Origin of the sequence: Mesorhizobium sp. CC13 (genome assembly GCF_039907765.1) — a bacterium.
GTDB lineage: Bacteria > Pseudomonadota > Alphaproteobacteria > Rhizobiales > Rhizobiaceae > Aminobacter.
On the sequence record NZ_JARDJI010000019.1, the window covers coordinates 77,302 to 101,585 of the forward strand.

Consider the following 24,284-nt stretch of genomic DNA (forward strand, 5'->3'; position numbering starts at 1 on the left):
GGACACATGCCGTATCTTCACATGGCTCTGACAAGGGGCAATTCCGCTGCGCGGAAGCGCTCGCTCATTCGTGAAATGACGGACTGCACGGTCGAGGTCATGGAGGTGCCTCCGTCCGAGGTGCACGTCTTCCTGTGGGAGTTCGACACCGAGAATCTTGGGTACGGTGGGGACGAGCCGCACAAGGCCAGAATGAACAACGTGACGATGACCTTCCGGGAGGGGCGTCGACGCGAGGTGCTGACCGCGTTGATCGAAAGATTGACCGATGTGATCGAGCGGCGGCTGGAGGTTGCGCGAGAAGACGTTCACATCACGCTGATCGAGGTTCCGGCCGCAAACATCGGTGAGGGCGGAATTCCGATGAGCCCGCCGGAACAGCCAAGTTGGCTTGACCGCGACATCCCGTGATCAACGACAACGAGGTAAGTTGTCGGGAACCGCGCGGGTCGTGCGTCCTTTGGATGCAAAAGTACCACGCGAACGCCGGGAGGCTTCCCATGACCCCCACCATCACGGCCTTCGAACGCTCGCCCGACCGCGGCAGGGGACAGGCGCGCGACATGCGCGTTCGCTGGGCGCTCGAGGAAGTCGGCCAGCGCTATGACGTCCGTCTCGTCTCGTTCAGCGAGATGAAGCAGCCGGCGCATCGTGCGCTGCATCCTTTCGGGCAGATCCCGACCTATGAGGAAGGCGATCTCGCCTTGTTCGAGTCGGGCGCGATCGTCCTGCACATAGCCGAGCGCCATGCGGGCCTGCTGCCGGACGACAAAAAAGCCCGGGCGCGCGCGATCACGTGGATGTTTGCCGCGGTCAGCACGCTGGAGCCGCCGATCGTCGACAGGGAAATCGCCAAGCTCGTGGAGCGCGACGAGAGCTGGCATGAAAAGCGCCTGCCGATGGTCGAGGACCGCATCCGCGGCCGGCTCGGCGAACTGTCGGTTCGCCTTGGCGATGCCGACTGGCTCGACGGCGCGTTCAGCGCCGGCGACCTGCTGATGGTGATGGTGCTGCGCCGGTTGAACGGATCGGGGCTGCTGGACGAGTACCCGAACATTGCCGCCTATGTCGCGCGTGGCGAGGCCAGGCCGGCCTTCAAGCGCGCTTTCGACGCCCAATTGGCGGTTTTCACCGCCGCGTCGAATGGCGGATGAGGGCGCTCCGGGTTCAGGATGGGTGCGCGCCGCGTCGAGGCTGGGGGGCATTTTTTCGGCGACACTGCCCCGCCGTGCATTGACTACCCATACCCGATTGGCTATGTGTCATCGCATAGCCAACCGGGTATGGATCATGCCGCAGCTTCAGGATGCAATGTTCCGCGCGCTTGCCGATCCGACGCGGCGCGGGCTGTTCGAGCGGCTCTGCCGCGAGGGGGATACGACGGTGGTGGGGCTGCTCAGCGGGGCCGGCGTGTCGCAGCCGGTGGTTTCCAAGCATCTCAAGGTCCTGAAGGCCGCAGGCCTGGTGCGCGACCGGCACGAGGGCCGCTACACCTATTACAGCGCCGAGCGCGACGGGCTCAGGGCGCTGATCGACTGGACGAGCCGGATGACCGGATTCTGGAACGACCGCTTCGACGATCTCGACAATCTGCTCAGGAGGATGGACCAATGACCGAAACGATGGACACGACGCGCGCGGTCGTGGTCGAGCGCGATTTTCCCTATCCGCCGGAGAAGCTGTGGCGGGCGCTGACTGAGCCGCATCTGATCGCCGAATGGCTGATGCGCAACGACTTCAGCCCCGAGGCCGGCCGCCGCTTCACGCTTTCCGCCGACTGGGGCGAGGTCGACTGCGAGGTCGAGACGGTCGAGCCGAACCGCTCGCTGTCCTATCGCTGGGACACCAAGGATCTGCGCAGCATCGTCACCTGGACGCTCGCCCCCACCGCGACGGGAACGAGCCTGCGCATGGAGCAGCGCGGCTTCACGCCAGAGCAGAAGGCCTATTTCCAGGGTGCGACCGTCGGCTGGCCGCGCTTCATCGCCCAGCTGGGCGAAGTCGTCTCGAGGCTGGACTGACCCCAATCGAATATCGGGAGCATTGACATGAACTCATTGATCAGGGCGATCCATCGCTGGACGTCGCTCGTCTTCAGCCTGGCCGTCGCCTCGATTTTCGCCGGCATGGCCGTCACCCAGCTGCCCGAATGGTTCTACTACCTGCCGCTGCCGCCGCTGGCCGTGCTGATCCCGACCGGCATCCATATGTTCTTCCTGCCCTATCTGAGCGGCCAGCCGAAGGGAGTGGCGGCCGCGAAGGGCCATGCCTGATGGCGGGGACCGGCGGTCCAAGACTCCTGTCCGGCGGCAATCCGCAGATCGCCAAGGGCTACGGCGACGCCGTCGTGCAGGCCTATATCGAGGCCATGCCCGGCTGGAAGTCCGGCGTCGGCCGCCGCCTCGACGCGCTGATCACCGAAGTGGTCCCGGGCGTGGCCAAGGCGGTGAAGTGGAACTCGCCCTTCTACGGCGTGGAGGAGGGGAGCTGGTTCCTCGGCTTCCACTGCATGACCCGATACGTCAAGGTCGCGTTCTTCAAGGGTGCGCATCTGTCGCCGCTGCCGCCCGGCACCTCGAAGCAGGCGGAGGTGCGCTATCTCGACATCTTCGAGGACCGCCCGTTCGACGAGCGGCAGTTCTCTGACTGGGTGAGACAGGCAAGCGCCCTGCCGGGCGAGAGGACGTGAGGCGGACGGCGGCGTCGCGGGCAACGAGGAGACATGATGGGCAAGGCAAGGATAAGTGTGGGCGGTACCTGCCTCAAGGAGCACTCCTGACGCCTAAGAGAAGTCATGCCCGCAAGCTTCAACGGGCGTCGAACTTGGGAGGCACGATCGGGTATGCAGGCTCAGATGGTGGAGCGGGTGCGCGAACTACTGGGTCAGGATGAAGCTCCTGCCACACCGCGGTGCCCATCTGAGCCGCCGCCAGGACTGCCAGAACGACTGTTATGACGGCGATCTTGCGCTGAATACCAACATTGTCTTGGTGTCGTTCCTGCTGCGTCTCGTGAGCGTCCAACGTCGCCACCGCCTTCGGACTGAGCGCGTAGCCCTGCCCAACAGTTCGTAGGTCGCCGCTCTCAAGAAGGGAATCTAAGACAATCTGGTAGTAAGACAGATGGGAATCGTGATCGTCACGCCCCCAGAAGCGCATGCCATAGATGTTGCCGGGCAGGTCGAGGCTGGATGTGCGATAGTTCGAATTCTCAACAGTCCGATCGAAGATGTATCTAAGGACTGTAATTCGATCTTGGCGGGCCAACCTCCTACGGTTGAACAGGAATTGTGCAACCCTGTGCTTCCATGCCGTAAGAAAGGGGTAGCCTAGGAAGCGCTGCAAGATGAATAGCGCAGGAGACTCGGTGGTGAGCTTGAATTCCCTGTAGTGATGGATAATCTCGAACGGCAGATTTGCGAACTGGGCATTCGGTAGAGACGCGTCTGCCCGTGGCTTGTCGTCGACGAAGCACCACCCTTCCAGGCCATCAGGCAAGACTGCCTTTGGGATAAACCGAAGATTTTCGTCATGGTCGCCTAGGCGGATTTGGTAGTTGTTGTTGCGCTTGTCGCCATATGTAAGGCGTTCAGGCATAGGACGGCGAACCGCAATGCGGATTGCGCCGCGTCGCAATCGTACTTTCCACCAGTCAAGAAGGCTCATGACAAAACCCCGCGGGCAAATTCTACGGGGGATTGCTGTGGTGTTACATGCTACTGCGGCTAAACAGGCAGCTCATCCACCGGAAATTTCTACGAGGGTGCGGTTCAGCTTCCTCAAGAGCTTGTTGTGCCGTTCAAGTGCCGCGTTGGGGTCACATCAGACCACCGTAATGCTTGTGGCTAGCTTCCGCAAAATGGGCGACAGCGGAAGCCTGGCCGACCGACCGTGCCCGTTTCCGGTTGATGTCCTCCCCCAGCGTGGCACTCCCCGCTGAACGGCTAGCCACCAGCCCCACTTGCCAGGGAGCGCCGCCGCGCTGGCGGGGCGCTCCGTCCGGCGTCAGTCGTTGTCGTCGCGGCCGGCCGACTGGTCGCGCTTGCCGAGCAGGATCTCGCGCTTGCCGACGTGGTTGGGCGTGCCCACGATGCCATCCTTCTCCATGCGCTCGACCAGCGAAGCGGCACGGTTGTAGCCGATGCCGAGGCGGCGCTGGATGTAGGAGGTGGAGCACTTCTTGTCGCGCAGCACGACCTTGACGGCCTCGTCGTAGATGTTGTCGCCGTCCTCGGCCGCGACCGATCCCTTGTCGAAGACCGGGCCCTGGTCGGCTTCCTCCTCCTCGTCGTCCTCGTCGGCGGTGACGGTCTCGAGATATTCGGGCCGCCCTTGCGCCTTGAGGTGGGTGACGACGTGCTCGACCTCGGCGTCCGAGACGAACGGGCCGTGGACGCGGGCGATGCGGCCGCCGCCGGCCATGTGCAGCATGTCGCCCTGGCCGAGCAGCTGCTCGGCGCCCTGTTCGCCGAGGATGGTGCGGCTGTCGATCTTGGAGGTGACCTGGAAGGAGATGCGGGTGGGGAAGTTGGCCTTGATGGTGCCGGTGATGACGTCGACCGAGGGGCGCTGGGTCGCCATGATGAGGTGGATGCCGGCGGCGCGCGCCATCTGGGCGAGGCGCTGGATGGCGCCTTCGATCTCCTTGCCGGCGACCATCATCAGGTCGGCCATCTCATCGACGATGACGACGATGTAGGGCATCGGCGCGAGGTCGATCTCCTGCTCCTCGAACAGCGGCTCGCCGGTGCCCTTCTCGAAGCCGGTCTGCACCTGCATGACGACGGTCTCGCCGTTGTCGCGGGCGGCGGCGGCGCGCTGGTTGTAGCCGTCGATGTTGCGCACGCCGAGGCGCGCCATCTTGCGGTAGCGGTCCTCCATCTCGCGCACCGCCCATTTCAGCGCGGTGACCGCCTTCTTGGGATCGGTGACGACGGGGGTGAGAAGGTGGGGGATGCCGTCGTAGATCGACAGCTCCAGCATCTTGGGGTCGACCATGATGAGGCGGCATTCCTCCGGCCTCAGCCGGTAGAGCAGCGACAGAATCATGGTGTTGATGGCGACCGACTTGCCCGAGCCGGTGGTGCCGGCGACGAGCAGGTGCGGCATCTTGGCGAGCTCGGCGATGACCGGCTCGCCGCCGATGGTCTTGCCGAGGCAGAGCGCCAGCTTGCACGAGGTGTTGCGGAAGCCGTCGGACTCGATCAGTTCGCGGAAATAGACGGTCTCGCGCGTCTCGTTGGGCAGCTCGATGCCGATGACGTTGCGGCCGGGGATGACGGCGACGCGCGCCGAGATCGCCGACATGGAGCGGGCGATGTCGTCGGCGAGGCCGATGACGCGGGAGGACTTGACGCCCGGCGCCGGCTCGAACTCGTAGAGGGTGACGACGGGGCCGGGGCGGACATGGATGATCTCGCCCTTGACGCCAAAGTCCTCGAGCACGCTTTCGAGCAGGTCGGCATTCTGCTCGAGCCGCTCCTGCGACATGTAGAAGCCCTGGCCCTCGGGCGGCAGCTGCAGCAGTTCCTGCGAGGGCAGTTCGTAGTCCTCGCCGGAGGCGACGGCCGCGAGCTTGCCGGCGATCGGCAGCGCCGGGGCCTGGCGCTGCGCCGGCATGGTGATCTCGACGCTCCTGGCGGCGGGAACGGCGTCGTTGGCGGCGACGCGCGGTGCCGGCGCCTTGGCCTCGGCGGGCATCGCCTCGACAGGCTCGGCCGCGGCGGCCACCGGCTCGGGGGCAGGGGCGGCCGGGGCTGGCTCGACTGCGGCGGGCGCGATGACGGGCGCGGCGACCGGGGCAAGGCTTGCGGCGCGTGCGCCTTGCGCCGGCGACGGCCTTTCGATGACGCGGTAGAGCGCGGTGATCTCGGGGCCCGCAACCGGGCGCGGCTCGGGGCGGCGGGCCGCTGGCGGCGTCGCCGGGGCGGGTACGCGCCGCGCCTCGGCCGGCCGGACCTCGACGACATAGGGGGCGCCGAACTCGAAGTAGGCGTGATCGGACAGAAAGGACCAGCGGGTGTCGGTCACCGCGGGCCTGGCCGCGACCGGGGCCGGCTGGCGTGCGGTGGCTGGCCGGGGCGCGGCGGCTGCGGCGCGGGCCGTGGCCATGGCATGGGCTGTCGGCGCGGGCCGCGGTTCGGTGGCGAGCACCTGGGCGCTTTCGACGACGCGGTCGAGCGACGGACGGGCGGGCGAAGCGTCCAGCATCGGAGCGATGGCTGCCGGGGCAGCCATGGACGAATCGGGCAGGGCGGGCGCCTCGGCCGGCTGGGCGCCTTCCTCGACGGCGTGCTCGGCATCCTCGGGGCGGATCTTCTTGACTTCGCGGTCGGGGGTGCGGGTGAAGCGCACGTTGGGCGCCAGGAAGAAATAGTCCTGCCAGCCCGGACGAGCGAACTCACCCTCGCTGCCGCCGAAATTCGGGAAGACATCGCCTTCCCTGGGCTTCATGTAGCTGTGTTCGTTGCCGCGCAGGCTGACGATGCGGCCGGCGAAATCGACCGCGTGGGCCTGGTCGCGCGCGGCCTCGCGGCGGCGCTGCTCGCCCTCCCCGGCTTCCGTGCCCGATAGATTTGACCGAGGAAAACGCATGGATGCCATACTCAAGACTCGCCGGTTTGAACGCCTCCGGAGCAATAGGAACCGATGGTTAACAGTTTCTTCCGAAAACGCCCCTGGACGACCCGAACAGACCCGTTTTGATACAGCCGGACGGGCACACCCAAGCATTCCCAAGGGCTTGGCGGGCGAACAATTTTCTTGGGCCGTCGGGCCGGCCGCTAGAGTTCCTCGAGCGCGTCGCCGAAGGCCTCGATGCCCCTGAGCCGGGTGCGGCCGGCCGCCCCGGCGCGCTCGATGGCGCGGGTGGCGAGCAGGTGGCAGACAGCCATCACCGCGACATGGTTGAACAGGGGGCCGGGCGCGAGGGTCTGGCAGCGGAAATGCCAGGCGGCCGACTGGCGGTGCGGCACGCCCTCGTCGGTGATGTAGAGCAGCTGCGCGCCGCTCTTTTCGATCGCCGCGAGAATCATGTCCATGCGTGCGATGCGCCGGCGCATGCCGAAGACGACGGCGACGTCACCCTTGGCGACGCTGACGAGATGCTCGCCGAGCGTCTGGCCGCCGCCGGGGATGGCGACGATGTTCTCGACCACCTGGGTCATCTGCCACTGCAGGTAATCGGCGAAGGGATGGCTCGAGCGGAAGCCGAGCACCCAGACCTTGCGGGTCGACAGCATCGCGTCGACGACGGCGTCGATCTGGGCGTCGGTGATGTTGGCGAAGGTGCCCTCGATGTTGGCGATGCCCTGGGCGACGTGGGCGCCGAGCGACTGGGCGGCGGCGGCGTCGGTGGAAGTCGTCAGGAACAGGCGCGAGCCGGTCTGCTTCTCCTCGCGCGCATGCCGCCGCGCCTCCTCGTAGTTGTCGTAGCCGAGGCGCTTGACGAAGCGCGACACGGTGGCGTTGGAAACATGGGCGAGGGTGGCGAGCTCCGAGGCCGAGTAGCTGGCGAGCTCGCCGGGGAAGTCGCAGACGAAGTCGCCCAGCCGGCGCTCGGCAGGATGGAGGTCGTCCAGGGCTTCCCTGACGCGGAAGAGGAATGACCGTTCCTTGGATGCCATCATGCTGCCTTCGATTCCTTCGCTGCCGCGCAGATTTGCGCGTCTCGGGGCCGCTTCGCAAGTGCAGGCCGGGCGGGGCCGCAAAGCGGATCGTTCCAAGCGGGCGCCCATTCGCCCAAGAATCACAAGAACATAGGGCTCCCGGCCCGAATTCCGGGGACGCCGGACGCGTGGACCCAAGTTTATGCTGTAAAACTTCATTTTCATATGATAGGTTTGTGAAAATCAGTTTTCACGTCTGGTTCAGCCAAGGGAGGAGAAACCATGGCAGCTGAAGGTATGGTGCAATCCGGCAAGTCATCGCCGGTCATAAGACAATTGGAAACGTCGCTGAGCCGGATCGGCGTCACCGGCGCCCACAAGCAGATCATCGCGCTGGTGCTGATCGGCGTCCTGTTCGACGCCTTCGAGCAGAACACGATCGGCGTTTCGGGGCCGATGCTGAAGGCAAGCTGGGGGCTGACCGGCGCGGACATCGGCCTGCTCAACACGATCACATTCGGCAGCGCGGCGATCGGCCGCCTGCTGTCGGGCATCCTCGGCGACCGCTACGGCCGCAGGGTGATGCTGACCTTCAATCTCCTGCTTTTCACCATCGGCTCGCTGGCCTGCGCGCTGGCGCCGAACTTCGCGGCACTCGCCATCGCGCGCGGCATAGTCGGCTTCGGCATCGGCGGCGAGATCTCGACCGCGGTGACCATGCTGTCCGAGTTCTGCTCGCCGAAGTTCCGCGGCACGGCCGCGGGGCTGGTCAATGTCGGCGCCGGCGGCTTCGGCAACTTCCTGGCCCCTGCCTTCGGCCTGCTGATCTTCACCATCTTCCCCGGCGAAGACGGCTGGCGCTGGCTGTTCGCGGCACTCGCGGTGCCGGCGCTGCTGGTGGTGTTCTACCGCCGCTTCGTGCCGGAGACGCCGCGCTTCCTCGCCTCGCAGGGCAGGATAGCGGAGGCCAACAAGGTGCTGTCGATCCTGGAATCGGGCACGCTACGGCCGAAGAACCTCGTGGTGCGCGAACATCTCAAGGACGACACCGCGCAGGAAGCCCCGGCCAAGGGCGCTTGGAAGGAGCTGTTCCGCGCGCCCTTCATCGGCCGCACCATTCCCGTCGCCATCGCCATCCTGATGAGCTACGGCGCCCAGCTGTCGGTGCTCACCCTGATGCCGATCATCTTCGTGTCGATGGGCTATACGCTGCAGGGCAGCCTGCTCTACTCGATGATCATCCAGAGCGGCAGCGTGCTGGGCGCCATCGCCGCCTCGATGTTCGGCTACTACTTCCCGCGCAAGCGGGTGCTGACGGTGGGTGCCGTGTTCGCCTGCCTGGCGGCCATTTCGATCGCCTATCTCGGCACCAACATCTACCTGGTGCTGATGTTCGGCGCGATCTTCCAGTTCTTCGTGCTGCTGCTCAACACCTCGATCTGGATCTATGCGCCGGAACTGTTCCCGACCCGCATCCGCGCCTTCGGCGTCGCCTTCATCCTGGCGACGGGCTCGGCGGCCGGCTCGTTCGTGCCCACCATCTCGGGCGCCCTGTTCGACGCCTACGGCATGATCGGCGTGTTCGGCCTGGCGGCGGCGATGTACGCGGTCTTCGCCGTCTGCATCCAGATGGGCCCGGAGACCTACGGAATGTCCATGGAAGACCTGACGCAGCCGGCAGAGGTGGAAACGCCCGAGCCGTCGGTACGTCGGGCCGAAGCAAGAGCGTAAATGATGAATGAGACGTCCCACATCCTGCTGATCAACCCCAACAGCTCGCATGCAACGAGCGACATGATGCATGCGATCGCTCGCAAGGCGGCGACAGGACGGATGGCCGTGGCAATCGCCACGGCTACCCGCAACCCGCCGATGATCGTCAACGGCCAGCAGCTCGAAGCCTCGGCGGAGCAGGTGATCGAGATCGGCTGCGAGCACGACGACGCGTGCATGGGCATCGTGGTCAGCGCCTTCGGCGATCCGGGGCTGGCCGCGCTCCGGCAGCGCGTCGGCGTGCCGGTGGTGGGCATCTGCGAGGCCTCGATGATCGAGGCCTCGCGCGGCGGCCGCAGGTTCGGCGTGGCGACCTCGACGCCGGACCTCACCGACGCCATCGCCGGGCGCGCCCGCGACCTGGGTCTCGCGCATCTCTACACCGGCATACGCTGCACGCCGGGCGACCCGATCGCGGTGGCCGGCGACGAAAAGCTGCTCAGGCAGTCGCTGGGCGAGGCGGTGCGCGAATGCATCGAGCTCGACGGGGCCGAGGCGGTGATCATCGGCGGCGGCCCGCTCGGACAGGCGGCGGAGCAATTGCAGCCGCTGTTCGAAACACCCGTCATCGCGCCGATCCCCTGCGCGATCGAGCGGCTCATCGGCTTGCTGCCGCAGCGCGCCGAAGTGGCCTGACGAAACCGCAGCACGGTTTTCGAAGCGTGTCGTGGAGAAATCCGCGGCGCGCTTTTTCGCATTGGGACGCGGATCGTGCCGCCGGTCGAATGGACGGCCGCGACGGCTGCCGGCTGCATGCAGGGCTCCATTCTTCCGATGCAAGGGCCATTCCAGCCAGACTGTCGTCACAAATCGTGATCGCGGGCCAGGGACATATTGGGGGACCGGCGACGTTGGCAGACTGGGTAACTCTGGTGGCAACTCGTCCAGGACACAACCAGAGGAGTAGCATGATGAGACGTTTGTTGATTGCCTGTGCCGCCCTGCTTGCGCTGGGAGGCGTCGCCAAGGCCGACGACCATCTGTTCGATGCATTGCAGCACGGCCTCAGCCCCGACGGCCAGCCATTCCAGCTAAACCCGGCAGGCCACAGCGGCGATACCGCGGCGGGCCAGGGCAGCCCCTTTACCGGCGCTGACATGCAGACCCCGGCCACGGAGAACGAAACGGCGACCGACCACGCCAACGTGAAGGTGCGGGAAGCGAAATAGCGGCAAGCATTGCCCCGCCGGCGGCGGCCGGCGGGGCTCATCCTGGATGGAGAGGTCCTACATAGGCGCCATGGTGACGCCGGTGACCTTGGTCGCGTCGTCATCGTCGAGCGTGATCGAAACCTTCATGCCGGCTGCGATCTCGGCAGGGACGGCGACGTCCGGCGGAACGGTATAGCTGTTGCCGTCCTCCAGCGTGATGACCTTGGTTTCCTTGATGTACTCCCTCACGACCCCGTCGACGGTCGCGGCCAGCGCGGCGCCGCTCATCAGGGCCAGGGTGCCGAGTGCGATGATGAGTTTCCTCATGACGTTCTCCTTGGTTTCAGCCCCTCGGACCTCTAACAACGTCGAACACCATGCATGGTTGCGAAAATGACCTGCGGCTTCTTTGCGCCGCGGATGAGCCGGATGGCTGGCGCGACCCATGGCCATGGGGGCCCGAAACGCTGAAATCATGCGCCAGCCGGTGAGCGAGGGAAGGCCGCGCCGGCCTCGCCGGCGGATTGTAGGCCGGGGCCGGTGCTCGCCTGGGTGGCGCTAGACCCTATGTCCTAGGACGCAAGAGCTACGTCTTTGCGTGCATCAATCGGAGCCCGCGCGTGATAGTCTGCGCGCGGGAGAAACGGCGGCAACGCCTGATGCGCCCGCACGCCTCCGCAATCCAGGGAGGTCGAAATGGCATATTACGTTTACCTGGTGAACTTTACCGACCAAGGGGTACGTACCGTAAAGGACACGACCAAGCGGGCCGACGCCTTCAGGGCCCTGGCCGAGAAGCTCGGCGGCAAGGTGCATACGCTGCTGTGGACCCTCGGCAAGCATGACGTGGTGACCGTCGTCGAGGCGCCCGACGATGCCGTCGCGACGGCGCTCAGCCTGTCGATATCGGAACGCGGCAACGTCAAGACCCAGACGCTGCGGGCCTTCGATGCCGCGGAAATGGACAAGATCCTGGCCAAGATGGCCTGAGCCGATTGCGGGCGGAAGCCGGCTTTTTCCCAGGCTTCCGCCGTCTCATTGCTGCAATGCCGATCTTCCGGCGCGACTTGAACGCCGAATGCGCGCAAGCGGGCGCTTGCGTTCGCCATGGGTTCGGACGATGGTCCGGCGTCCCCAGGCGCAAGCGGCATCGACTTGAACCATCACAGCTCCAGGCACAGGCCCGATCCGGCAGCCTTCATCGCGGCGAACATGCGGATCGCCTCGGTTCCGGCGCTGCCCGGCCTCCGGCTCTATGCGGCGCATCCGGGAAGCGGGCTGCGGCGGCTGGCGGCCGGCCAGGGGGACGACGCGCCGCCGCCCTACTGGGCCTATCAATGGGCCGGCGGGCTGGCGCTTGCCCGGCATTTCCATGCGCGGCCCGAGACGGTCGCCGGTCGCCGGGTGCTCGACCTCGGGGCCGGGTCCGGGCTCGTCGGCATCGCCGCGATGGCGGCCGGGGCGCGCAGCGTCATCGCCGCCGAGATCGATGCCAACGCGGTCGCCGCGATCGGCCTCAACGCGGCGCTGAACGGCGTCGCGCTCACGGTGCTGGCCGACGACCTGCTCGGCGGGCCGCCGCCCGCCGTCGACCTCGTCGCGGCCGGAGACGTGTTCTACGACGCCGGCCTCGCGGTGCGGGTGACCGGCTTCCTCGACCGCTGCCTGGCCGCGGGCATCGAGGTGCTGGTCGGCGATCCCGGCCGGCCCTGCCTGCCGCAGGCGCGGCTGCAGCCGGTCGCGGAATACGACGTGGCCGACGTCGGCCTGGCCAGCGGGACGGCAACCGTGCCGGGCGCGGTCCTTGCTTTCGTGGCCTGACGACGTGGCTTGAACTGGAACTGAGGGCAGCCGCGGCGGGACGCAGCCTGCAACCTTGGATTTCGAGTTTGCCGCGCCCATATCTTCGGTATGGAGCTTTGAGCGTGGAACGCGCGCGTATGGCCCTTTTCGCCGCGGCCCTTGCCGTCGCCGCGATCCTGGGCCTCTCTCCCCCGAACGCGGAGGAGGGCGGCCAGCCCCGGCTCGTGTTGACCGTCGAGATCGACGGCGCCATCGGACCGGCCAGCGCCAGGCTGCTGGAAGAGGGGCTGGCCGAGGCGAAGGAGCGCAAGGCCGAAGCCGTCATCCTGCAGATGAACACGCCGGGCGGGCTGGTCACCTCGATGCGCGAGATGATCGCCGGCATACTGGCGTCGCCGGTGCCGGTGATCGGCTATGTCGCGCCGTCCGGCGGGCATGCGGCGAGTGCGGGCACCTACATCCTCTATGCGACCCATGTGGCGGCGATGGCGCCGGGCACCAATATCGGGGCGGCGACACCGGTCGAGCTCGGCGGACTGACGCCGTCGCTGCCCGGCGAGGACGGCAAGGACGCGGGCAAGGACCAGAAGGGGCAGCAGCCCGCGCCGGCTTCGGGCGACGCCATGACGGCCAAGATCACCAACGATGCGGTGGCGCTGATCCGCAGCCTGGCGGAGCTGCGCGGCCGCAACGCCGAATGGGCCGAGAAGGCGGTGCGCGAGGCCGCCAGCCTGTCGGCGAACGCGGCGCTCGAGCAGCGCGTCATCGAGTTCGTCGCCCGCGATACCGCCGAACTGCTGCAGGTGAGCAACGGCAGGATCGTCGAGGCGGGCGGGGCGAAGCGGCCGCTGGCGACCAGCGACGCCGTGGTCGAGAAGGTCGAGCCGGGCTGGCTGATCGAGCTCTTGTCGGTCATCACCGACCCCAACGTGGCGGTGATCCTGATGCTGATCGGCATCTACGGCCTCGTCTTCGAGTTCTCGACCCCCGGCGCGGTGGCGCCGGGCGTGATCGGCACGATCAGCCTTTTGCTCGGGCTCTATGCGCTCAACCTCCTGCCCATCAACTATGCCGGGCTGGGGCTGATGCTGCTGGGCCTGATCTTCCTGGTGATCGAGGCGTTCAACCCCACCGTGGTCCTGGGCCTTGGCGGCGTGACGGCGTTCCTGCTGGGGGCGGCGATGCTGCTCAAGGTCGACAGCCCCGGCTTCGAGCTGTCCTGGGTGGTGACGGGCAGCGCCGCGGCGCTGTCGCTCGGACTTGCGCTGCTGACGGGGAGCTACCTCTGGGCGGCGCGCCGGCGGCCGTCGCGCGTCGGCGCCAGGGCGATGCACGGGCTGCCGGCAGAAATCCTCGACTGGTCCGGCGGCGAGGGCCATGTGCTCGCGCAGGGCGAGCGCTGGCGGGCGCGCGCCGCAGAGAGCTTTGCACCGGGAGACACGGTCGAGGTCAAGGGCGTCGAGGACCTCGTGCTTCAGGTCGAGCGGCGCAAGCCAGGCGACGGAGAACGGCCATGATCATCGGATATGTGAGCTACCTTGCACTCGCGCTCATCATCGTCACCTTCCTGTCCGCCGCGATCCGCATCCTCAGGGAGTACGAGCGCGGCGTCATCTTCACCCTCGGCCGCTTCACCGGCGTCAAGGGCCCCGGGCTCATCCTGCTGATCCCTTTCGTCCAGCAGATGGTGCGGGTCGACCTGCGCGTCATCGTGCAGGACGTGCCGCCGCAGGACGTGATCTCGCGCGACAACGTCTCGGTGAAGGTCAATGCGGTGCTCTATTTCCGCATCGTCGACGCCGAGCGGGCGATCATCCGCGTCGAGGACTTTTTGGCGGCGACCAGCCAGCTGGCGCAGACGACGCTGCGCTCGGTGCTGGGCAAGCACGAACTCGACGAGATGCTGGCCGAACGCGACCGGCTCAACGCCGACATCCAGGAGATCCTCGACCAGCAGACCGATGCCTGGGGCATCAAGGTGACCAATGTCGAGATCAAGCATGTCGACCTCAACGAGAGCATGGTGCGCGCCATCGCCAAGCAGGCCGAGGCCGAGCGGCTGCGGCGGGCCAAGGTGATCAACGCCGAGGGCGAGCAGCAGGCGGCCGAAAAGCTGGTCGAGGCGGGCCGGATGCTGGCGCAGGAGCCGCAGGCGATGCAGCTGCGCTATTTCGCGGCGCTGCACGACGTGGCCGGCGAGCGCTCGTCGACGGTGGTGTTCCCGGTGCCGATGGACCTGCTGGGGCATCTGAATTCGCGGCCGGCGGCGGAGGCACCTAAGCCGAAATGAGAGCCGTTCCGCCGCTGTCGCTGCTGGAGCAGGGAGGCGACTTGCGGTAGAATCGCGGGGCAAAGTTCACGGAGGTGGTGTCATGAATACCGTCCCTGAATGGCATCTCGTCGGCGACTGGTTCGACATCTGCAGTTGCGACATTCCCTGTCCATGCGAATTCGCCCAGGCTCCCACCAACAATGCCTGCCAGGGCATGCTCGCCTGGCATATCCGCGAGGGGCATTTCGGCGACGTCATGCTCGACGGGTTCAGCCTGGTGGCGCTCGGCGCGTTCGAGGGCAATCTGTGGGCCGGCGAGGGCAAGGCGCGCATGGGCCTGTTCATCGACGAGCGGGCGGACGCGCGCCAGCGCGAGGCGATCCAGATGATCTTCGGCGGCCAGGCCGGCGGCTGGCCGGCGGCGTTCGCATCGAACATCGGCGAGATGCGCGGCGTCGAGTTCGTGCCGATCACGTTCGAAGTCGCCGACGACCTCGCCTACTGGCACGCCGAGGTGCCCGGCCGCGTCATCGGGCGGGCAGAGGCCCTTTCGGGTCCGACCACGCCGCCCGGCATGCGCGTGCAGACGCTGAACCCGCCGGGATCGGAGGTCGGTCCCGGCCAGGTCGCGACCTGGGGCCATTCGACCAAGGCCAGGACCGACGGCTTCGGCTTCGACTGGACGGGCGAGCACCGCTCCAGCAAGCACATCCCGTTCGACTGGACCGGACCCGACACGGCGTAGCGTCATGCCGTCACAGGCAGGCTGGCTCGACCGGCTGAGGCAGCTCAACCGGCGCGGCCGGGTGCCGCTCGGCGTGCTGATGTCGCTGCTGGTGCTGACCGTCGCGGCCTGGTGGCTGACCCTCTACCAGGCCGTCAGCATGGACATGCCGATGGGGCTCGCCGTCCGTGGCGGCAGCGAAGGGATGGCTTCCGGCGGGATGGCGGACATGGCGATGTCGGGCATTGCCGCAAGCGGCTGGTCGCCGAAGGGGGCCGCGGTGTTCGTGGCGCTGTGGACGGTGATGATGGCGGCGATGATGCTGCCGGCGGCGGCGCCGATGATCTTCATGTTCGCCCAGGCGCAGGCGCGGCGCAATCCGTCCGTAGCGGTGCCGACCTGGATCTTCGCGGCCGGCTACATGCTGGTCTGGGCGGCGGCCGGGCTCGGCGTCTATGTGGCGGTGCAGATCGGCAGCGACGTCGCCACCGCTCTCGCCCCGGACGCCAGGGCAAGATGGGCACCGCTGGCGCTCGGGGCGACCGTCGCTGCGGCCGGGCTCTACCAGTTCCTGCCGGCGAAGCGGGTGTGCCTCAGCCATTGCCGCTCGCCGCTCGCCTTCGTGGCGCTGCATTGGCGCGACGGCAGGCTGGGCGCGCTGCGCATGGGGCTGAGACATGGCTCATATTGCTTTGGCTGCTGCTGGGCGCTGTTTGCCGTGCTGGTGGCGGCGGGCACGATGAGCCTGGCCTGGATGCTGCTGCTGACGCTGGTTGTCTTCGCCGAGAAGCTGTTTGCGCACGGCCCGCGCGTCGCCTCGGCCGTCGGCGCGGTTCTCATTGGACTGGGCCTCGCCATCGGCAGCGGCGCGACCGCGATGCCGTGGGTTTCGTAGAAGCGGGGGTTCTCAGTTCTCGGCCGGTAGCGCCCATCGTCATGGTTGGTTTCACAGATGCGGCTACAACCATGTGTTCAAGAATATCGTCTATTTCGGGTTCGGCGAGGCGGACGCCCGGTCGATCATCCCGTGGCCGACCTACGAGACGCCCAACGGCCGCGCGGATTTGCGCTTGACCGGGGACCGGTAAAGGATTACGACTGACGAAATTAGAAATTCGTCATTCGTCAACTGGACGCCTGGAATGAACGAGGTCGCCGAAAATACCGTGGATCTGGCGCGTCAGGAGACCGTGACGCGCATCCTCGATTCAGCCGAGCGGCTGTTCCGGCACTATGGCTACGCCAAGACCAACGTGGCCGACATCGCCCGCGACCTCGGCATGTCGCCGGCCAACATCTACCGCTTCTTCGCCTCGAAGGTGGAGATCCACCAGGCGATCTGCGGCCGCATGCTCGGCGCGGTCTACCAGATGGCGTGCGACGTCATGCGCGGGCCAGGCAGCGCCGAGGAGCGGCTGCGCCGCTACGTGCACCAGCAGCACCAGCTGACGGTCGACACCTTGCTCGACCAGCAGAAGGTGCACGAGATGGTGATCGTCGCCATGGAGCGCGACTGGCACGTCATTGAAAAGCACATCGACCGCATCCACGATCTCATGGCGGAAGTCATCGCCGAGGGGATCGCCGCGGGCGAATTCGCCGAACAGGACCCGGCCGTGGCGGCGCGCTGTTTCGGCGCCGCGACCGTGACGCTGTGCCACCCGCAGATGGTGGCGCAGTGCCTTTCCAAGGAAAATCGGGCGTCCACGGAGGAACTCGTCGAGTTCCTGATCGCGGCGCTCAAGAGGAACTAGAAGCGGCCCACGGGCCAACCACAATCGGACATCATCGGGAGTGCGAACGATGCTTTCGTTCAGGAGCTTCAATACCAGCTTGCGTCCTCTTTTCAGCCTCGCGCTCGTTTCGCTGATCGGCGCCGGGCTCGCGGCCTGTTCGGAGGCGAAGACCGAGACGGTCGAGGCGATCCGCCCGGTCAAGGTCGTGGAGATCGCCAAGACCGACACGACGCGCGAACTCAACTATTCGGGTGCGGTGAAGGCCCGTACCGAGATGAATCTCGGCTTCCGCGTCGGTGGCAAGATCACCGAGCGCGTCGCCAATATCGGCGACCGGGTGAAGCCGGGCGACCTGCTCGCACGCATCGATCCGACCGACTACCAGCTTGCGGTCGCCAGTGCCGAGGCCAACCTTGCCGCCGCCGAAAAGCAGGTCGAGACGGCCCGCCTTACCGACCAGCGCGCCGAACAGCTCTATTCGCGCAAGTTCGCCTCCGAAGCCCAGCGCGAGCAGGCCGCCCTTGCCTACAAGCAGGCGGCATCGCTGCGCGACGCAGCACTGTCGTCGCTCCGGCAGGCGGAGAACCAGGTCGGCTATGCCGAGCTGCGCTCCGACCAGAGCGGCATCGTCACCGCGATCAACGCCGATACCGGCCAGGTGGTCGGCGCCGGCACCCCGGTGGTGGCGGTCGCCGTCGACGGCGAGAAGGAAGTGCAGATCGCAGTGCCCGAGCTCGATATCGGCAAGTTTTCGCCCGGCAAGGCGGTCAAGGTCAGCTTCTGGTCGGACGACAAGCTCGTCCTCGACGGCAAGGTGCGCGAGGTGGCCGGCAGCGCCGACCCGCAGTCGCGGACGTTCCCGGTGCGCGTCAGCCTGCCCGACGACGCCCGCGTGCTGCTCGGCATGACGGCGACCATCGCGGCCACGGTCGACAGCGGCGAGAACCTGGTGTCGATCCCGCTCAGCGCGCTCGCCAAGCAGGAGGGCAAGGAGATCGTCTGGGTGGTCGACGCGGCCGCCGAGACGGTGCGCGCGCGGCCCATCAAGGTCGCAAACTTCGTCGACGACGGCGTCCAGGTGGCCGACGGGCTGAAGCCGGGCGACCTGGTGGTGGCCGCGGGAACGCAGTTCATGGCCGAGAACCTGAAGGTGAAGGTGCCGGCCGCCGAACAGCGCGCGGCGTCGAACGAAACGAACCACGCGGTTCGCTGAGACCGGAAATTCGCGGAGCGGCGCGCCGACAGGCGTGCCGCAACCCTTGAACCTGCGCACTTGTGCCGGTCGACGGCGTCGTGCGCCAGATCGGAACCAAGGCCATGGCCAATTCCACCGAGGAAAAGAAGCCCTTCAACCTGTCGCGCTGGGCGATAGGCCATCCGAGCATCGCGCGCTTCCTGTTCGGGCTGATCATCATCGCCGGCGCCCTCGGGCTCATGCGCATGGGCCAGAGCGAGGACCCGGAATTCACCTTCCGCGTCATGGTCGTGCAGGCGATCTGGCCCGGCGCCTCGATCGAGGAGATGCAGGACCAGGTGGTCAACAAGATCGAGCGCAAGCTGCAGGAGACGCCGCATCTCGACTGGGTGAAGTCCTACACCCGCGCCGGCAGCGCCATCATCACCGTGCAGGTGAAGGGCGACACCGACGCCGCCGAGGTCAAGGACGCCTTCTACCAGGTGCGCAAGAAGGTCGGCGACATCTCGGCCGAGTTGCCGCAGGGCCTGATCGGACCGTTCTTCAACGACGAGTTCGGCGACACCTTCATCACGCTGCATTCGATCAGCGGCGACGGCTACAGCTATCCGGAACTGAAGAAGTTCGCCATCCAGGCGCGCGACGTGCTGCTGACCACGCCGGGCGTCGAGAAGGCGGTCATCCTCGGCGACCAGCCGCAGCGCATCTACATCGAGGTGTCGTCCAAGGCGCTGGCCGAGCGCGGCCTGACGCTGAACGACCTGCGCAACACCATCGCCGGCCAGAACAACATCGACGCGGCGGGCACCGTCGACACCGGCACGCGCTCGGTGCGCATCTCGGTCGAGGGCGATCTCAGCAAGGCTTCCGACATCCGCGAACTCAGGCTGCGCGCCGGCAACCAGGTGACCAGGCTCGGCGACATCGCCACAGTGACTGCGGGCCTCGAAGACCCGTATTCGCGCAAGTTCCGTTACAACGGCAAGGACAGCGTCCAGGTCGGCGTGGTGATGGCCAAGGGCTTCAACGTCACCGACGTGGGCAAGGCGGTGGAGGCGACCTACGAACGCTTCGAATCGACGCTGCCCTACGGCGTTTCGGTCGACCAGATCTCCAACCAGCCCGAGGTGGTGACCGAGGCGGTCGGCGAGTTCATGAAGGCGCTGGTCGAGGCGCTGCTGATCGTGCTCGTCGTGTCGTTCCTGTCGATCGGCTGGCGCTCGGGCCTGGTGATCGCGATCACCATCCCGCTGGTGCTCGCCGCCACCTTCGCCATCATGTACGAGCTCGGCATCGACCTGCAGCGCATCTCGCTGGGCGCGCTCATCATCGCGCTCGGCCTGCTGGTCGACGACGCGATGATCGTCATCGAGATGATGGAGCGGAAGCTCGAGGAGGGGCTGGTCAAGATCGAGGCGGCGAGCTTCGCCTATTCGTCGACGGCCTTCCCGATGCTGACCGGCACGCTGATCACCACGGCCGGCTTCATTCCCGTCGGCTTCGCCGAATCGACGGCGGGCGAATATGTGCGCTCGCTGTTCTACGTCGTGGGCATTGCGCTGGTGACGTCGTGGTTCGTGGCGGTGTACTTCACGCCGTGGCTGGGCAACATGATCCTCAAGCAGCGCAAGCACGCCGGCAGCCACCACGACGTGTTCGACACCCGCTTCTACCGCCGCCTGCGTTCGACGGTCGGCTGGGCGGTGCGCCACCGCATCATCGTGCTGGCGCTGACGCTGGTCGCCTTCTTCGGCTCTCTCTTCGCCTTCCAGTTCATCCCGCAGAACTTCTTCCCGCAGTCGTCGCGTCCGGAAATCCTGGTCGACCTCTGGCTGCCGGAAGGCACCAGCATCACGGAAGTGGAGAAGCAGGCCGAGGCGCTGGAAGCCAGGATGATGGACGATCCGGACAAGAAGTTCATCGCCACCTTCATCGGCGAGGGCGCGCCGCGCTTCTTCCTGCCGCTCGACCAGCAGCTGCGCAACCCGAACTACGCCCAGCTGCTCGTGATGGCCAATGACGAGCCGGCGCGCGAACGGCTGATCGCCAAGATGCGCACGATCCTGGCCGAGGACTTCCCCTCGGTGCGCGGCAAGGTCGACCGCCTGTTCCTCGGGCCGCCCACGGGCTGGCCGGTGCAGCTGCGCGTCATGGGCCCGGACCGGGCCGAGGTGCGCCGCATCGCCGACCAGGTGAAGGCGAAGTTCGCCGAGACCCCCGAGCTCGGCGCCATCCACGACGACTGGCTGGAGCCGGTGCCGGCGATGAAGCTGGTGGTCGACCAGGACCGGGCGCGGGCGCTGGGCGTGACCTCGCAGCGCATCCGCCAGATGCTGCAGGCGACCATGTCGGGCGCGCCGCTCGACGACTTCCGCGACGGCGAGGAGACGGTGTCGATCGTCGCCCGCGAGCCGGAGGCCAACCGGCACCTGCTGTCGGCGGTCGATTCGGTCTACATCCCGACCGACTTCGGCGGTTTCGTGCCGCTGTCGCAGGTCGCCAAGGTGGTGCCGGTTATGGAGCAGGGCATCGAATGGCGCCGCGACCGCCTGCCGACGATCACCGTCAGGGCGACCCTGCCGGACGACATCCAGCCGAACGACGTGACGATGAAGCTGTTCAACGATCTGAAGCCGCTGCGCGACAGCCTCGCCTCCGGCTACAAGGTCGAGATCCAGGGCGGCGCCGAGGATGCCGCCGAGAGCCAGGCCTCGATCGCCGCCAAGGCGCCGATCATGCTGCTCGTCATCGTGCTGCTGCTGATGGTGCAGCTGCAGCACTTCGGCAAGTCGATGCTGGTGCTGGCGACGGGTCCGCTGGGCATCATCGGCGCGGCGGCGGCACTGCTGATCTCGGGCGCGCCCTTCGGCTTCGTCGCCATCCTGGGCGTGATCGCGCTGCTCGGCATCATCATCCGCAACTCGATCATCCTGGTCGACCAGATCGACCAGGACATCGCCGCCGGCATAGAGCGCTCCGAGGCGATCGTGGGGGCGGCGGTGCGCCGCTTCCGGCCGATCATGCTGACGGCGATGACGGCGGTGCTGGCGCTGATCCCGATCTCGCGCGGCGTGTTCTGGGGGCCGCTCGCCTATGCGATGATGGGCGGCATCCTGGTGGCGACGGTACTGACCATCCTGGTGCTGCCCGCGGGCTACGCCCTGTTCTTCGGCCGCGAGCCGAAGAAGGCCGGGAGCGAGCCCGCAGAGGGCGCGGGCGGCAACGTCGCCGAGATCCCGCACCGGCCGGCGCTGGCGGCCGAGTAGGCCGGCCCGCTGCCGACAGATCCGAAAGGCCGCCCCCGGGGCGGCCTTTTCATTTGCCGATCCCGGGTGCCCGCAGGTGGCGGCCGTCCCGGTGCGGCGTCAGTGCCTGCATCGACATGATGGAGAGGCAGCCGGCGTTCGACGGCGCATTTCCCCGGCCAGACGCGCGCCTATTTCGCCGCGACCACGGCAAGGTTGGCCGCGAGGTCGGCCGGGCCGATGCCGACCAGCTCGCGGTAGCGGTCCGGGTCGGTGGCGCCTTCGGTGACGATGAGCAGAACACGGGAGTTGCGGTCGAGGCCGATGGCCTGGCGCATTTGCGGATCGCGGGCGGCGCGGAACACCCCGGCCATGCCGGCCGCGCCGCTCTCGCCGGCGACGACGACGGGATCATGGCCGAGCGGGCGGGCGAGCCGGTTCATGACCTCGACGGCGTCCTCGTCCTCGACGGTCATGAAGGCGTCCGCCGTGCGCGCCAGGATGCGCCAGGCCAGCAGCGACGGCTCGTAGCATTCGAGCATCGCCATGACTGTCGGCTCGCCGTGCTGGAGCTTGACCGGGCGGCCGGCGCGCGCGGTCTCGAAGATGCAGGCGGCGCGGGCCGGGTCGACGACGACGAAGGTCGGGCGTTGATCGCCGAAGCGGCAGGCGAGATAGGCGGCAGTGGCCGCGGCGACGCCGCCGACGCCGGCCTGGACGAAGACATGGGTCGGCGGTGCGGGCAGCCTGTCCAGCGCCTCGCGCATGATCGCGGTGTAGCCCTGCATGACCAGTCCGGGGATGCGCTCGTAGCCCGGCCACGACGTGTCGGAGACGACGCTCCAGCCGTTCGCCGCGCAGACGCGGGCGGATTCTGTGACGGAATCGTCATAGGTGCCGGCGACGCGTACCATTTCGGCGCCGTAGCGGGCGATGGCCTCGACGCGGGCGTCGCTGACGCCGCCATGGACGAAGATCACCGAGCGGGCGCCGACCAGCTGCGCCCCTTGCGCGACCGAGCGGCCGTGGTTGCCGTCGGTGGCACAGCCGAATGTCATGGCCGCCGAGATTTTTGCCACTTCGGGGCTGTGCAACTCGCCGATGCCGACCGGGCGGCCGAGTTCCCTTTTCGCCTCTTCCAGCACCAGGCGGATGACCGCATGGGCGCCGCCGAGCGCCTTGAAGCTGCCGAGGCCGAGGCGGTAGCCCTCGTCCTTGAGATGGATGGCGCCGATGCCGAGCTCGGCGGCGAGCGCGGGCAAGGCGCGCAGCGGCGTGGCGCGGTTGTTCGGCCGGTGCGACAGGAAGCGCGCCACCGTCTCGGCGGCCTCGACGCCGAGGGTATCGGCGTCTTCCGGCATGAGCGGCTGGCGATGATCGGGGTGCTGGTTGCGGATGAGCATGGTTTCGGCCTCCTGTGTCGGCGCATTGATATTGCAAGCGAGGCGAGAAAGGCGCTCTATTCCGATGGCTGTCGTGCAAGTTTGTTTCGTGGGGTGGCGGTGGCGACGGAACTCGATGCGTTCGACCTGAAGATTCTTTCGATCCTGCAGCAGGACAACACGACGCCGCAGCGCGAGATCGGCGCGGCGGTGAACCTGTCGGCGCCGGCGGTGCAGCGGCGCATCAAGCGTATGGAGGAGGTGGGCGCGATCGCCGCCAACGTCGCTGTCGTCGATCCCGACAAGGCGGGGCGGCCGATCACGATCATCGTCGAGATCGCGGTGGAGAGCGAGCGTGTCGACCTGCTCGACGCGGTCAAGGCGAGCTTCGCCGCCGCGCCCGAGGTGCAGCAATGCTACTACGTCACCGGCGAGGCCGATTTCGTGCTGGTGGTGACGGTTACGTCGATGGCCGAATACGAGGCGCTGACCCGGCGGCTGTTCTTCGCCAATCCCAACATCAGGCGCTTCCGCACGCTGGTGGCCATGGACCGGGTCAAGGTCGGGCTGAGCGTGCCGCTGGGATGAGAACCCGCCCGCCACGGGGCGGACGGGTTCTTGCCGCGTTCGCGACGATCGCTATTTCTTGACCGGCGCGTTCATCGCCCAGGCGACGCCGAACGGGTCGCGCAGCTGGCCCCAGCGGTCGCCCCAGAACATGACGTCGAGCGGCACGACCACCTCGCAGCCGGCCTCGACGGCGCGCTTCCACCAGGCGTCGATGTCGTCGCCGAGGATGAGCTGCATGGTGTAGCCCTGCGCCTTTTCGTGCGGGTGGCCATGCTCGGGATAGGCATCGCACAGCATCAGAGACGAGCCGTTGACGTAGAGGTGGACGTGCATCGAGCGGCCGTTCTCGTCCGGCGGGTAGGCGAAGACCTGCTCGGCACCGAAGGCGCGCTTGTAGAATTCGGCCGCCTTGAATGCGCCGTCGACCTGGAGATAGGCGATCAGGCCGCCAAGGACCTTGGGGGAGGGATATTCGACTTTCTGAGCTTCCGACATTTCTTTCTCCATTCCTCGCATGAAGCCGATCGCCGCGATGTGCGGCGCATGTTCCGGGCATCGTCGGCCACCATCGCCGATGCCTCGCCTTGAAGACGAACGACTCCAGCCGAAGCCGACATGGCCGGCGAAGATTTTTCGGCGTCGGTCGAAAGCAGGCTGGAGGCGTGCCGCGATGGCATTACCCCCACCCCTAACCCCTCCCCACAAGGGGGAGGGGGACCTTGCTGCGTTCCCGCCTCGCGAATACATGGTGGTTGTGTGCGTCAAGTTCTGCAAATTGGGGCGGCCTTGAAGCTGGTCATGCGGCTTGTCGCAGAGCGAGCTTCTTG

General features: G+C 67.0%; 25 protein-coding genes. 19 read left to right on the forward strand and 6 right to left on the reverse strand.

Annotated features, from left to right (window positions below; genetic code table 11):
• The first annotated feature begins 6 nt into the window (after window positions 1-6).
• The 6 genes from PV773_RS20910 to PV773_RS20935 all read left to right on the forward strand — a co-directional run bounded on the left by PV773_RS20910 (window position 7) and on the right by PV773_RS20935 (window position 2,689).
• Window positions 7-411 carry a tautomerase family protein gene (locus PV773_RS20910; RefSeq protein WP_347968208.1) on the forward strand — a complete coding sequence of 135 codons (405 nt, stop codon included), beginning with the start codon at window positions 7-9 and terminating at the stop codon, window positions 409-411.
• Between the two features lie 89 nt (window positions 412-500).
• Window positions 501-1,154 carry a glutathione S-transferase family protein gene (locus PV773_RS20915; RefSeq protein ID WP_347968209.1) on the forward strand — a complete coding sequence of 218 codons (654 nt, stop codon included), beginning with the start codon at window positions 501-503 and terminating at the stop codon, window positions 1,152-1,154.
• A 136-nt stretch (window positions 1,155-1,290) separates the two neighbouring features.
• Window positions 1,291-1,614: a metalloregulator ArsR/SmtB family transcription factor gene (locus tag PV773_RS20920; protein WP_347968210.1), complete on the forward strand. Its 324-nt coding sequence runs from the start codon at window positions 1,291-1,293 to the stop codon at window positions 1,612-1,614.
• Window positions 1,611-2,021 carry an SRPBCC domain-containing protein gene (locus PV773_RS20925; protein ID WP_347968211.1) on the forward strand — a complete coding sequence of 137 codons (411 nt, stop codon included), beginning with the start codon at window positions 1,611-1,613 and terminating at the stop codon, window positions 2,019-2,021. Before PV773_RS20920 ends, PV773_RS20925 begins: the two co-directional genes overlap by 4 nt.
• Before the next feature lie 27 nt (window positions 2,022-2,048).
• Window positions 2,049-2,273, forward strand: coding sequence for a hypothetical protein (locus PV773_RS20930; RefSeq protein WP_347968212.1), 225 nt, complete (start codon window positions 2,049-2,051; stop codon window positions 2,271-2,273).
• Window positions 2,273-2,689: a DUF1801 domain-containing protein gene (locus PV773_RS20935; RefSeq protein ID WP_347968213.1), complete on the forward strand. Its 417-nt coding sequence runs from the start codon at window positions 2,273-2,275 to the stop codon at window positions 2,687-2,689. The genes PV773_RS20930 and PV773_RS20935 overlap by 1 nt, the downstream gene beginning before the upstream one ends.
• Before the next feature lie 118 nt (window positions 2,690-2,807).
• Here the strand turns inward: PV773_RS20935 and PV773_RS20940 are convergent, their stop codons facing one another.
• The 3 genes from PV773_RS20940 to PV773_RS20950 all read right to left on the reverse strand — a co-directional run bounded on the left by PV773_RS20940 (window position 2,808) and on the right by PV773_RS20950 (window position 7,624).
• Window positions 2,808-3,665, reverse strand: coding sequence for a hypothetical protein (locus PV773_RS20940; RefSeq protein ID WP_347968214.1), 858 nt, complete (start codon window positions 3,663-3,665; stop codon window positions 2,808-2,810).
• 339 nt (window positions 3,666-4,004) lie between these two features.
• On the reverse strand, window positions 4,005-6,602 hold the full coding sequence (locus PV773_RS20945) for a DNA translocase FtsK (protein WP_347968215.1): 2,598 nt from the start codon (window positions 6,600-6,602) through the stop codon (window positions 4,005-4,007).
• 179 nt (window positions 6,603-6,781) lie between these two features.
• Window positions 6,782-7,624, reverse strand: a complete 843-nt coding sequence (locus tag PV773_RS20950; protein WP_347968236.1) for a MurR/RpiR family transcriptional regulator — start codon at window positions 7,622-7,624, stop codon at window positions 6,782-6,784.
• Between the two features lie 264 nt (window positions 7,625-7,888).
• On the opposite strand from PV773_RS20950, the gene PV773_RS20955 reads away from it, so the two are divergent.
• From PV773_RS20955 to PV773_RS20965, 3 genes are all read left to right on the forward strand, one after another.
• Window positions 7,889-9,337 (forward strand): MFS transporter, encoded by a 1,449-nt coding sequence (locus PV773_RS20955; RefSeq protein ID WP_347968216.1) that lies wholly within the window; start codon window positions 7,889-7,891, stop codon window positions 9,335-9,337.
• Window positions 9,338-9,340: 3 nt separating this feature from the next.
• Window positions 9,341-10,015 (forward strand): aspartate/glutamate racemase family protein, encoded by a 675-nt coding sequence (locus tag PV773_RS20960; protein WP_347968237.1) that lies wholly within the window; start codon window positions 9,341-9,343, stop codon window positions 10,013-10,015.
• Between the two features lie 272 nt (window positions 10,016-10,287).
• A complete protein-coding gene (locus PV773_RS20965) occupies window positions 10,288-10,548 on the forward strand; it encodes a hypothetical protein (RefSeq protein WP_347968217.1) in 261 nt (86 codons plus the stop codon).
• 57 nt (window positions 10,549-10,605) lie between these two features.
• Here PV773_RS20965 and PV773_RS20970 read toward each other — a convergent pair whose 3' ends face one another.
• Window positions 10,606-10,857, reverse strand: coding sequence for a DUF1344 domain-containing protein (locus PV773_RS20970; protein ID WP_347968218.1), 252 nt, complete (start codon window positions 10,855-10,857; stop codon window positions 10,606-10,608).
• Window positions 10,858-11,226: 369 nt separating this feature from the next.
• Here PV773_RS20970 and PV773_RS20975 point away from each other — a divergent pair, with 369 nt between their 5' ends.
• The 9 genes from PV773_RS20975 to PV773_RS21015 all read left to right on the forward strand — a co-directional run bounded on the left by PV773_RS20975 (window position 11,227) and on the right by PV773_RS21015 (window position 21,526).
• The gene (locus tag PV773_RS20975; RefSeq protein WP_347968219.1) at window positions 11,227-11,520 is read left to right on the forward strand and encodes a GYD domain-containing protein; all 294 of its coding nucleotides are present in this window, start codon (window positions 11,227-11,229) and stop codon (window positions 11,518-11,520) included.
• Window positions 11,521-11,742: 222 nt separating this feature from the next.
• The gene (locus tag PV773_RS20980) at window positions 11,743-12,351 is read left to right on the forward strand and encodes a 50S ribosomal protein L11 methyltransferase (RefSeq protein ID WP_347968238.1); all 609 of its coding nucleotides are present in this window, start codon (window positions 11,743-11,745) and stop codon (window positions 12,349-12,351) included.
• A 104-nt stretch (window positions 12,352-12,455) separates the two neighbouring features.
• Window positions 12,456-13,850 carry a nodulation protein NfeD gene (locus tag PV773_RS20985; protein ID WP_347968220.1) on the forward strand — a complete coding sequence of 465 codons (1,395 nt, stop codon included), beginning with the start codon at window positions 12,456-12,458 and terminating at the stop codon, window positions 13,848-13,850.
• On the forward strand, window positions 13,847-14,623 hold the full coding sequence (locus PV773_RS20990; protein WP_347968221.1) for a slipin family protein: 777 nt from the start codon (window positions 13,847-13,849) through the stop codon (window positions 14,621-14,623). The genes PV773_RS20985 and PV773_RS20990 overlap by 4 nt, the downstream gene beginning before the upstream one ends.
• Before the next feature lie 82 nt (window positions 14,624-14,705).
• Window positions 14,706-15,350, forward strand: coding sequence for a DUF1326 domain-containing protein (locus PV773_RS20995; RefSeq protein WP_347968222.1), 645 nt, complete (start codon window positions 14,706-14,708; stop codon window positions 15,348-15,350).
• A 4-nt stretch (window positions 15,351-15,354) separates the two neighbouring features.
• Complete coding sequence (locus PV773_RS21000) at window positions 15,355-16,224, forward strand: DUF2182 domain-containing protein (protein WP_347968223.1); 870 nt, start codon at window positions 15,355-15,357, stop codon at window positions 16,222-16,224.
• A 247-nt stretch (window positions 16,225-16,471) separates the two neighbouring features.
• Window positions 16,472-17,083, forward strand: coding sequence for a TetR family transcriptional regulator (locus PV773_RS21005; protein ID WP_347968224.1), 612 nt, complete (start codon window positions 16,472-16,474; stop codon window positions 17,081-17,083).
• Between the two features lie 49 nt (window positions 17,084-17,132).
• Complete coding sequence (locus tag PV773_RS21010; protein ID WP_347968225.1) at window positions 17,133-18,278, forward strand: efflux RND transporter periplasmic adaptor subunit; 1,146 nt, start codon at window positions 17,133-17,135, stop codon at window positions 18,276-18,278.
• A gap of 104 nt (window positions 18,279-18,382) precedes the next feature.
• The gene (locus PV773_RS21015; protein WP_347968226.1) at window positions 18,383-21,526 is read left to right on the forward strand and encodes an efflux RND transporter permease subunit; all 3,144 of its coding nucleotides are present in this window, start codon (window positions 18,383-18,385) and stop codon (window positions 21,524-21,526) included.
• Window positions 21,527-21,696: 170 nt separating this feature from the next.
• Here PV773_RS21015 and PV773_RS21020 read toward each other — a convergent pair whose 3' ends face one another.
• Window positions 21,697-22,908: a diaminopropionate ammonia-lyase gene (locus PV773_RS21020; RefSeq protein WP_347968227.1), complete on the reverse strand. Its 1,212-nt coding sequence runs from the start codon at window positions 22,906-22,908 to the stop codon at window positions 21,697-21,699.
• Between the two features lie 99 nt (window positions 22,909-23,007).
• Between PV773_RS21020 and PV773_RS21025 the strand changes: the two genes are divergently transcribed.
• Window positions 23,008-23,475 carry an Lrp/AsnC family transcriptional regulator gene (locus PV773_RS21025; protein ID WP_347968228.1) on the forward strand — a complete coding sequence of 156 codons (468 nt, stop codon included), beginning with the start codon at window positions 23,008-23,010 and terminating at the stop codon, window positions 23,473-23,475.
• A gap of 51 nt (window positions 23,476-23,526) precedes the next feature.
• Here PV773_RS21025 and PV773_RS21030 read toward each other — a convergent pair whose 3' ends face one another.
• Complete coding sequence (locus tag PV773_RS21030; RefSeq protein WP_347968229.1) at window positions 23,527-23,952, reverse strand: glyoxalase/bleomycin resistance/extradiol dioxygenase family protein; 426 nt, start codon at window positions 23,950-23,952, stop codon at window positions 23,527-23,529.
• Between the last annotated feature and the right edge of the window lie 332 nt (window positions 23,953-24,284).

Excerpts from the sequence above, each read along its gene's own strand:
- PV773_RS21015 (WP_347968226.1), top strand. The coding sequence starts at position 18,383 with ATGGCCAATTCCACCGAGGAAAAGAAGCCCTTCAACCTGTCGCGCTGG.
- PV773_RS20950 (WP_347968236.1), bottom strand. The coding sequence starts at position 7,624 with ATGGCATCCAAGGAACGGTCATTCCTCTTCCGCGTCAGGGAAGCCCTG.
- PV773_RS20975 (WP_347968219.1), top strand. The coding sequence starts at position 11,227 with ATGGCATATTACGTTTACCTGGTGAACTTTACCGACCAAGGGGTACGT.
- PV773_RS20925 (WP_347968211.1), top strand. The coding sequence starts at position 1,611 with ATGACCGAAACGATGGACACGACGCGCGCGGTCGTGGTCGAGCGCGAT.
- PV773_RS20965 (WP_347968217.1), top strand. The coding sequence starts at position 10,288 with ATGATGAGACGTTTGTTGATTGCCTGTGCCGCCCTGCTTGCGCTGGGA.
- PV773_RS21000 (WP_347968223.1), top strand. The coding sequence starts at position 15,355 with ATGCCGTCACAGGCAGGCTGGCTCGACCGGCTGAGGCAGCTCAACCGG.
- PV773_RS20960 (WP_347968237.1), top strand. The coding sequence starts at position 9,341 with ATGAATGAGACGTCCCACATCCTGCTGATCAACCCCAACAGCTCGCAT.
- PV773_RS20930 (WP_347968212.1), top strand. The coding sequence starts at position 2,049 with ATGAACTCATTGATCAGGGCGATCCATCGCTGGACGTCGCTCGTCTTC.
- PV773_RS21020 (WP_347968227.1), bottom strand. The coding sequence starts at position 22,908 with ATGCTCATCCGCAACCAGCACCCCGATCATCGCCAGCCGCTCATGCCG.
- PV773_RS20935 (WP_347968213.1), top strand. The coding sequence starts at position 2,273 with ATGGCGGGGACCGGCGGTCCAAGACTCCTGTCCGGCGGCAATCCGCAG.
- PV773_RS20990 (WP_347968221.1), top strand. The coding sequence starts at position 13,847 with ATGATCATCGGATATGTGAGCTACCTTGCACTCGCGCTCATCATCGTC.
- PV773_RS20920 (WP_347968210.1), top strand. The coding sequence starts at position 1,291 with ATGCCGCAGCTTCAGGATGCAATGTTCCGCGCGCTTGCCGATCCGACG.
- PV773_RS20940 (WP_347968214.1), bottom strand. The coding sequence starts at position 3,665 with ATGAGCCTTCTTGACTGGTGGAAAGTACGATTGCGACGCGGCGCAATC.
- PV773_RS20910 (WP_347968208.1), top strand. The coding sequence starts at position 7 with ATGCCGTATCTTCACATGGCTCTGACAAGGGGCAATTCCGCTGCGCGG.
- PV773_RS20915 (WP_347968209.1), top strand. The coding sequence starts at position 501 with ATGACCCCCACCATCACGGCCTTCGAACGCTCGCCCGACCGCGGCAGG.
- PV773_RS20945 (WP_347968215.1), bottom strand. The coding sequence starts at position 6,602 with ATGGCATCCATGCGTTTTCCTCGGTCAAATCTATCGGGCACGGAAGCC.
- PV773_RS20955 (WP_347968216.1), top strand. The coding sequence starts at position 7,889 with ATGGCAGCTGAAGGTATGGTGCAATCCGGCAAGTCATCGCCGGTCATA.
- PV773_RS20980 (WP_347968238.1), top strand. The coding sequence starts at position 11,743 with ATGCGGATCGCCTCGGTTCCGGCGCTGCCCGGCCTCCGGCTCTATGCG.
- PV773_RS20970 (WP_347968218.1), bottom strand. The coding sequence starts at position 10,857 with ATGAGGAAACTCATCATCGCACTCGGCACCCTGGCCCTGATGAGCGGC.
- PV773_RS21005 (WP_347968224.1), top strand. The coding sequence starts at position 16,472 with ATGAACGAGGTCGCCGAAAATACCGTGGATCTGGCGCGTCAGGAGACC.
- PV773_RS20995 (WP_347968222.1), top strand. The coding sequence starts at position 14,706 with ATGAATACCGTCCCTGAATGGCATCTCGTCGGCGACTGGTTCGACATC.
- PV773_RS21030 (WP_347968229.1), bottom strand. The coding sequence starts at position 23,952 with ATGTCGGAAGCTCAGAAAGTCGAATATCCCTCCCCCAAGGTCCTTGGC.
- PV773_RS21010 (WP_347968225.1), top strand. The coding sequence starts at position 17,133 with ATGCTTTCGTTCAGGAGCTTCAATACCAGCTTGCGTCCTCTTTTCAGC.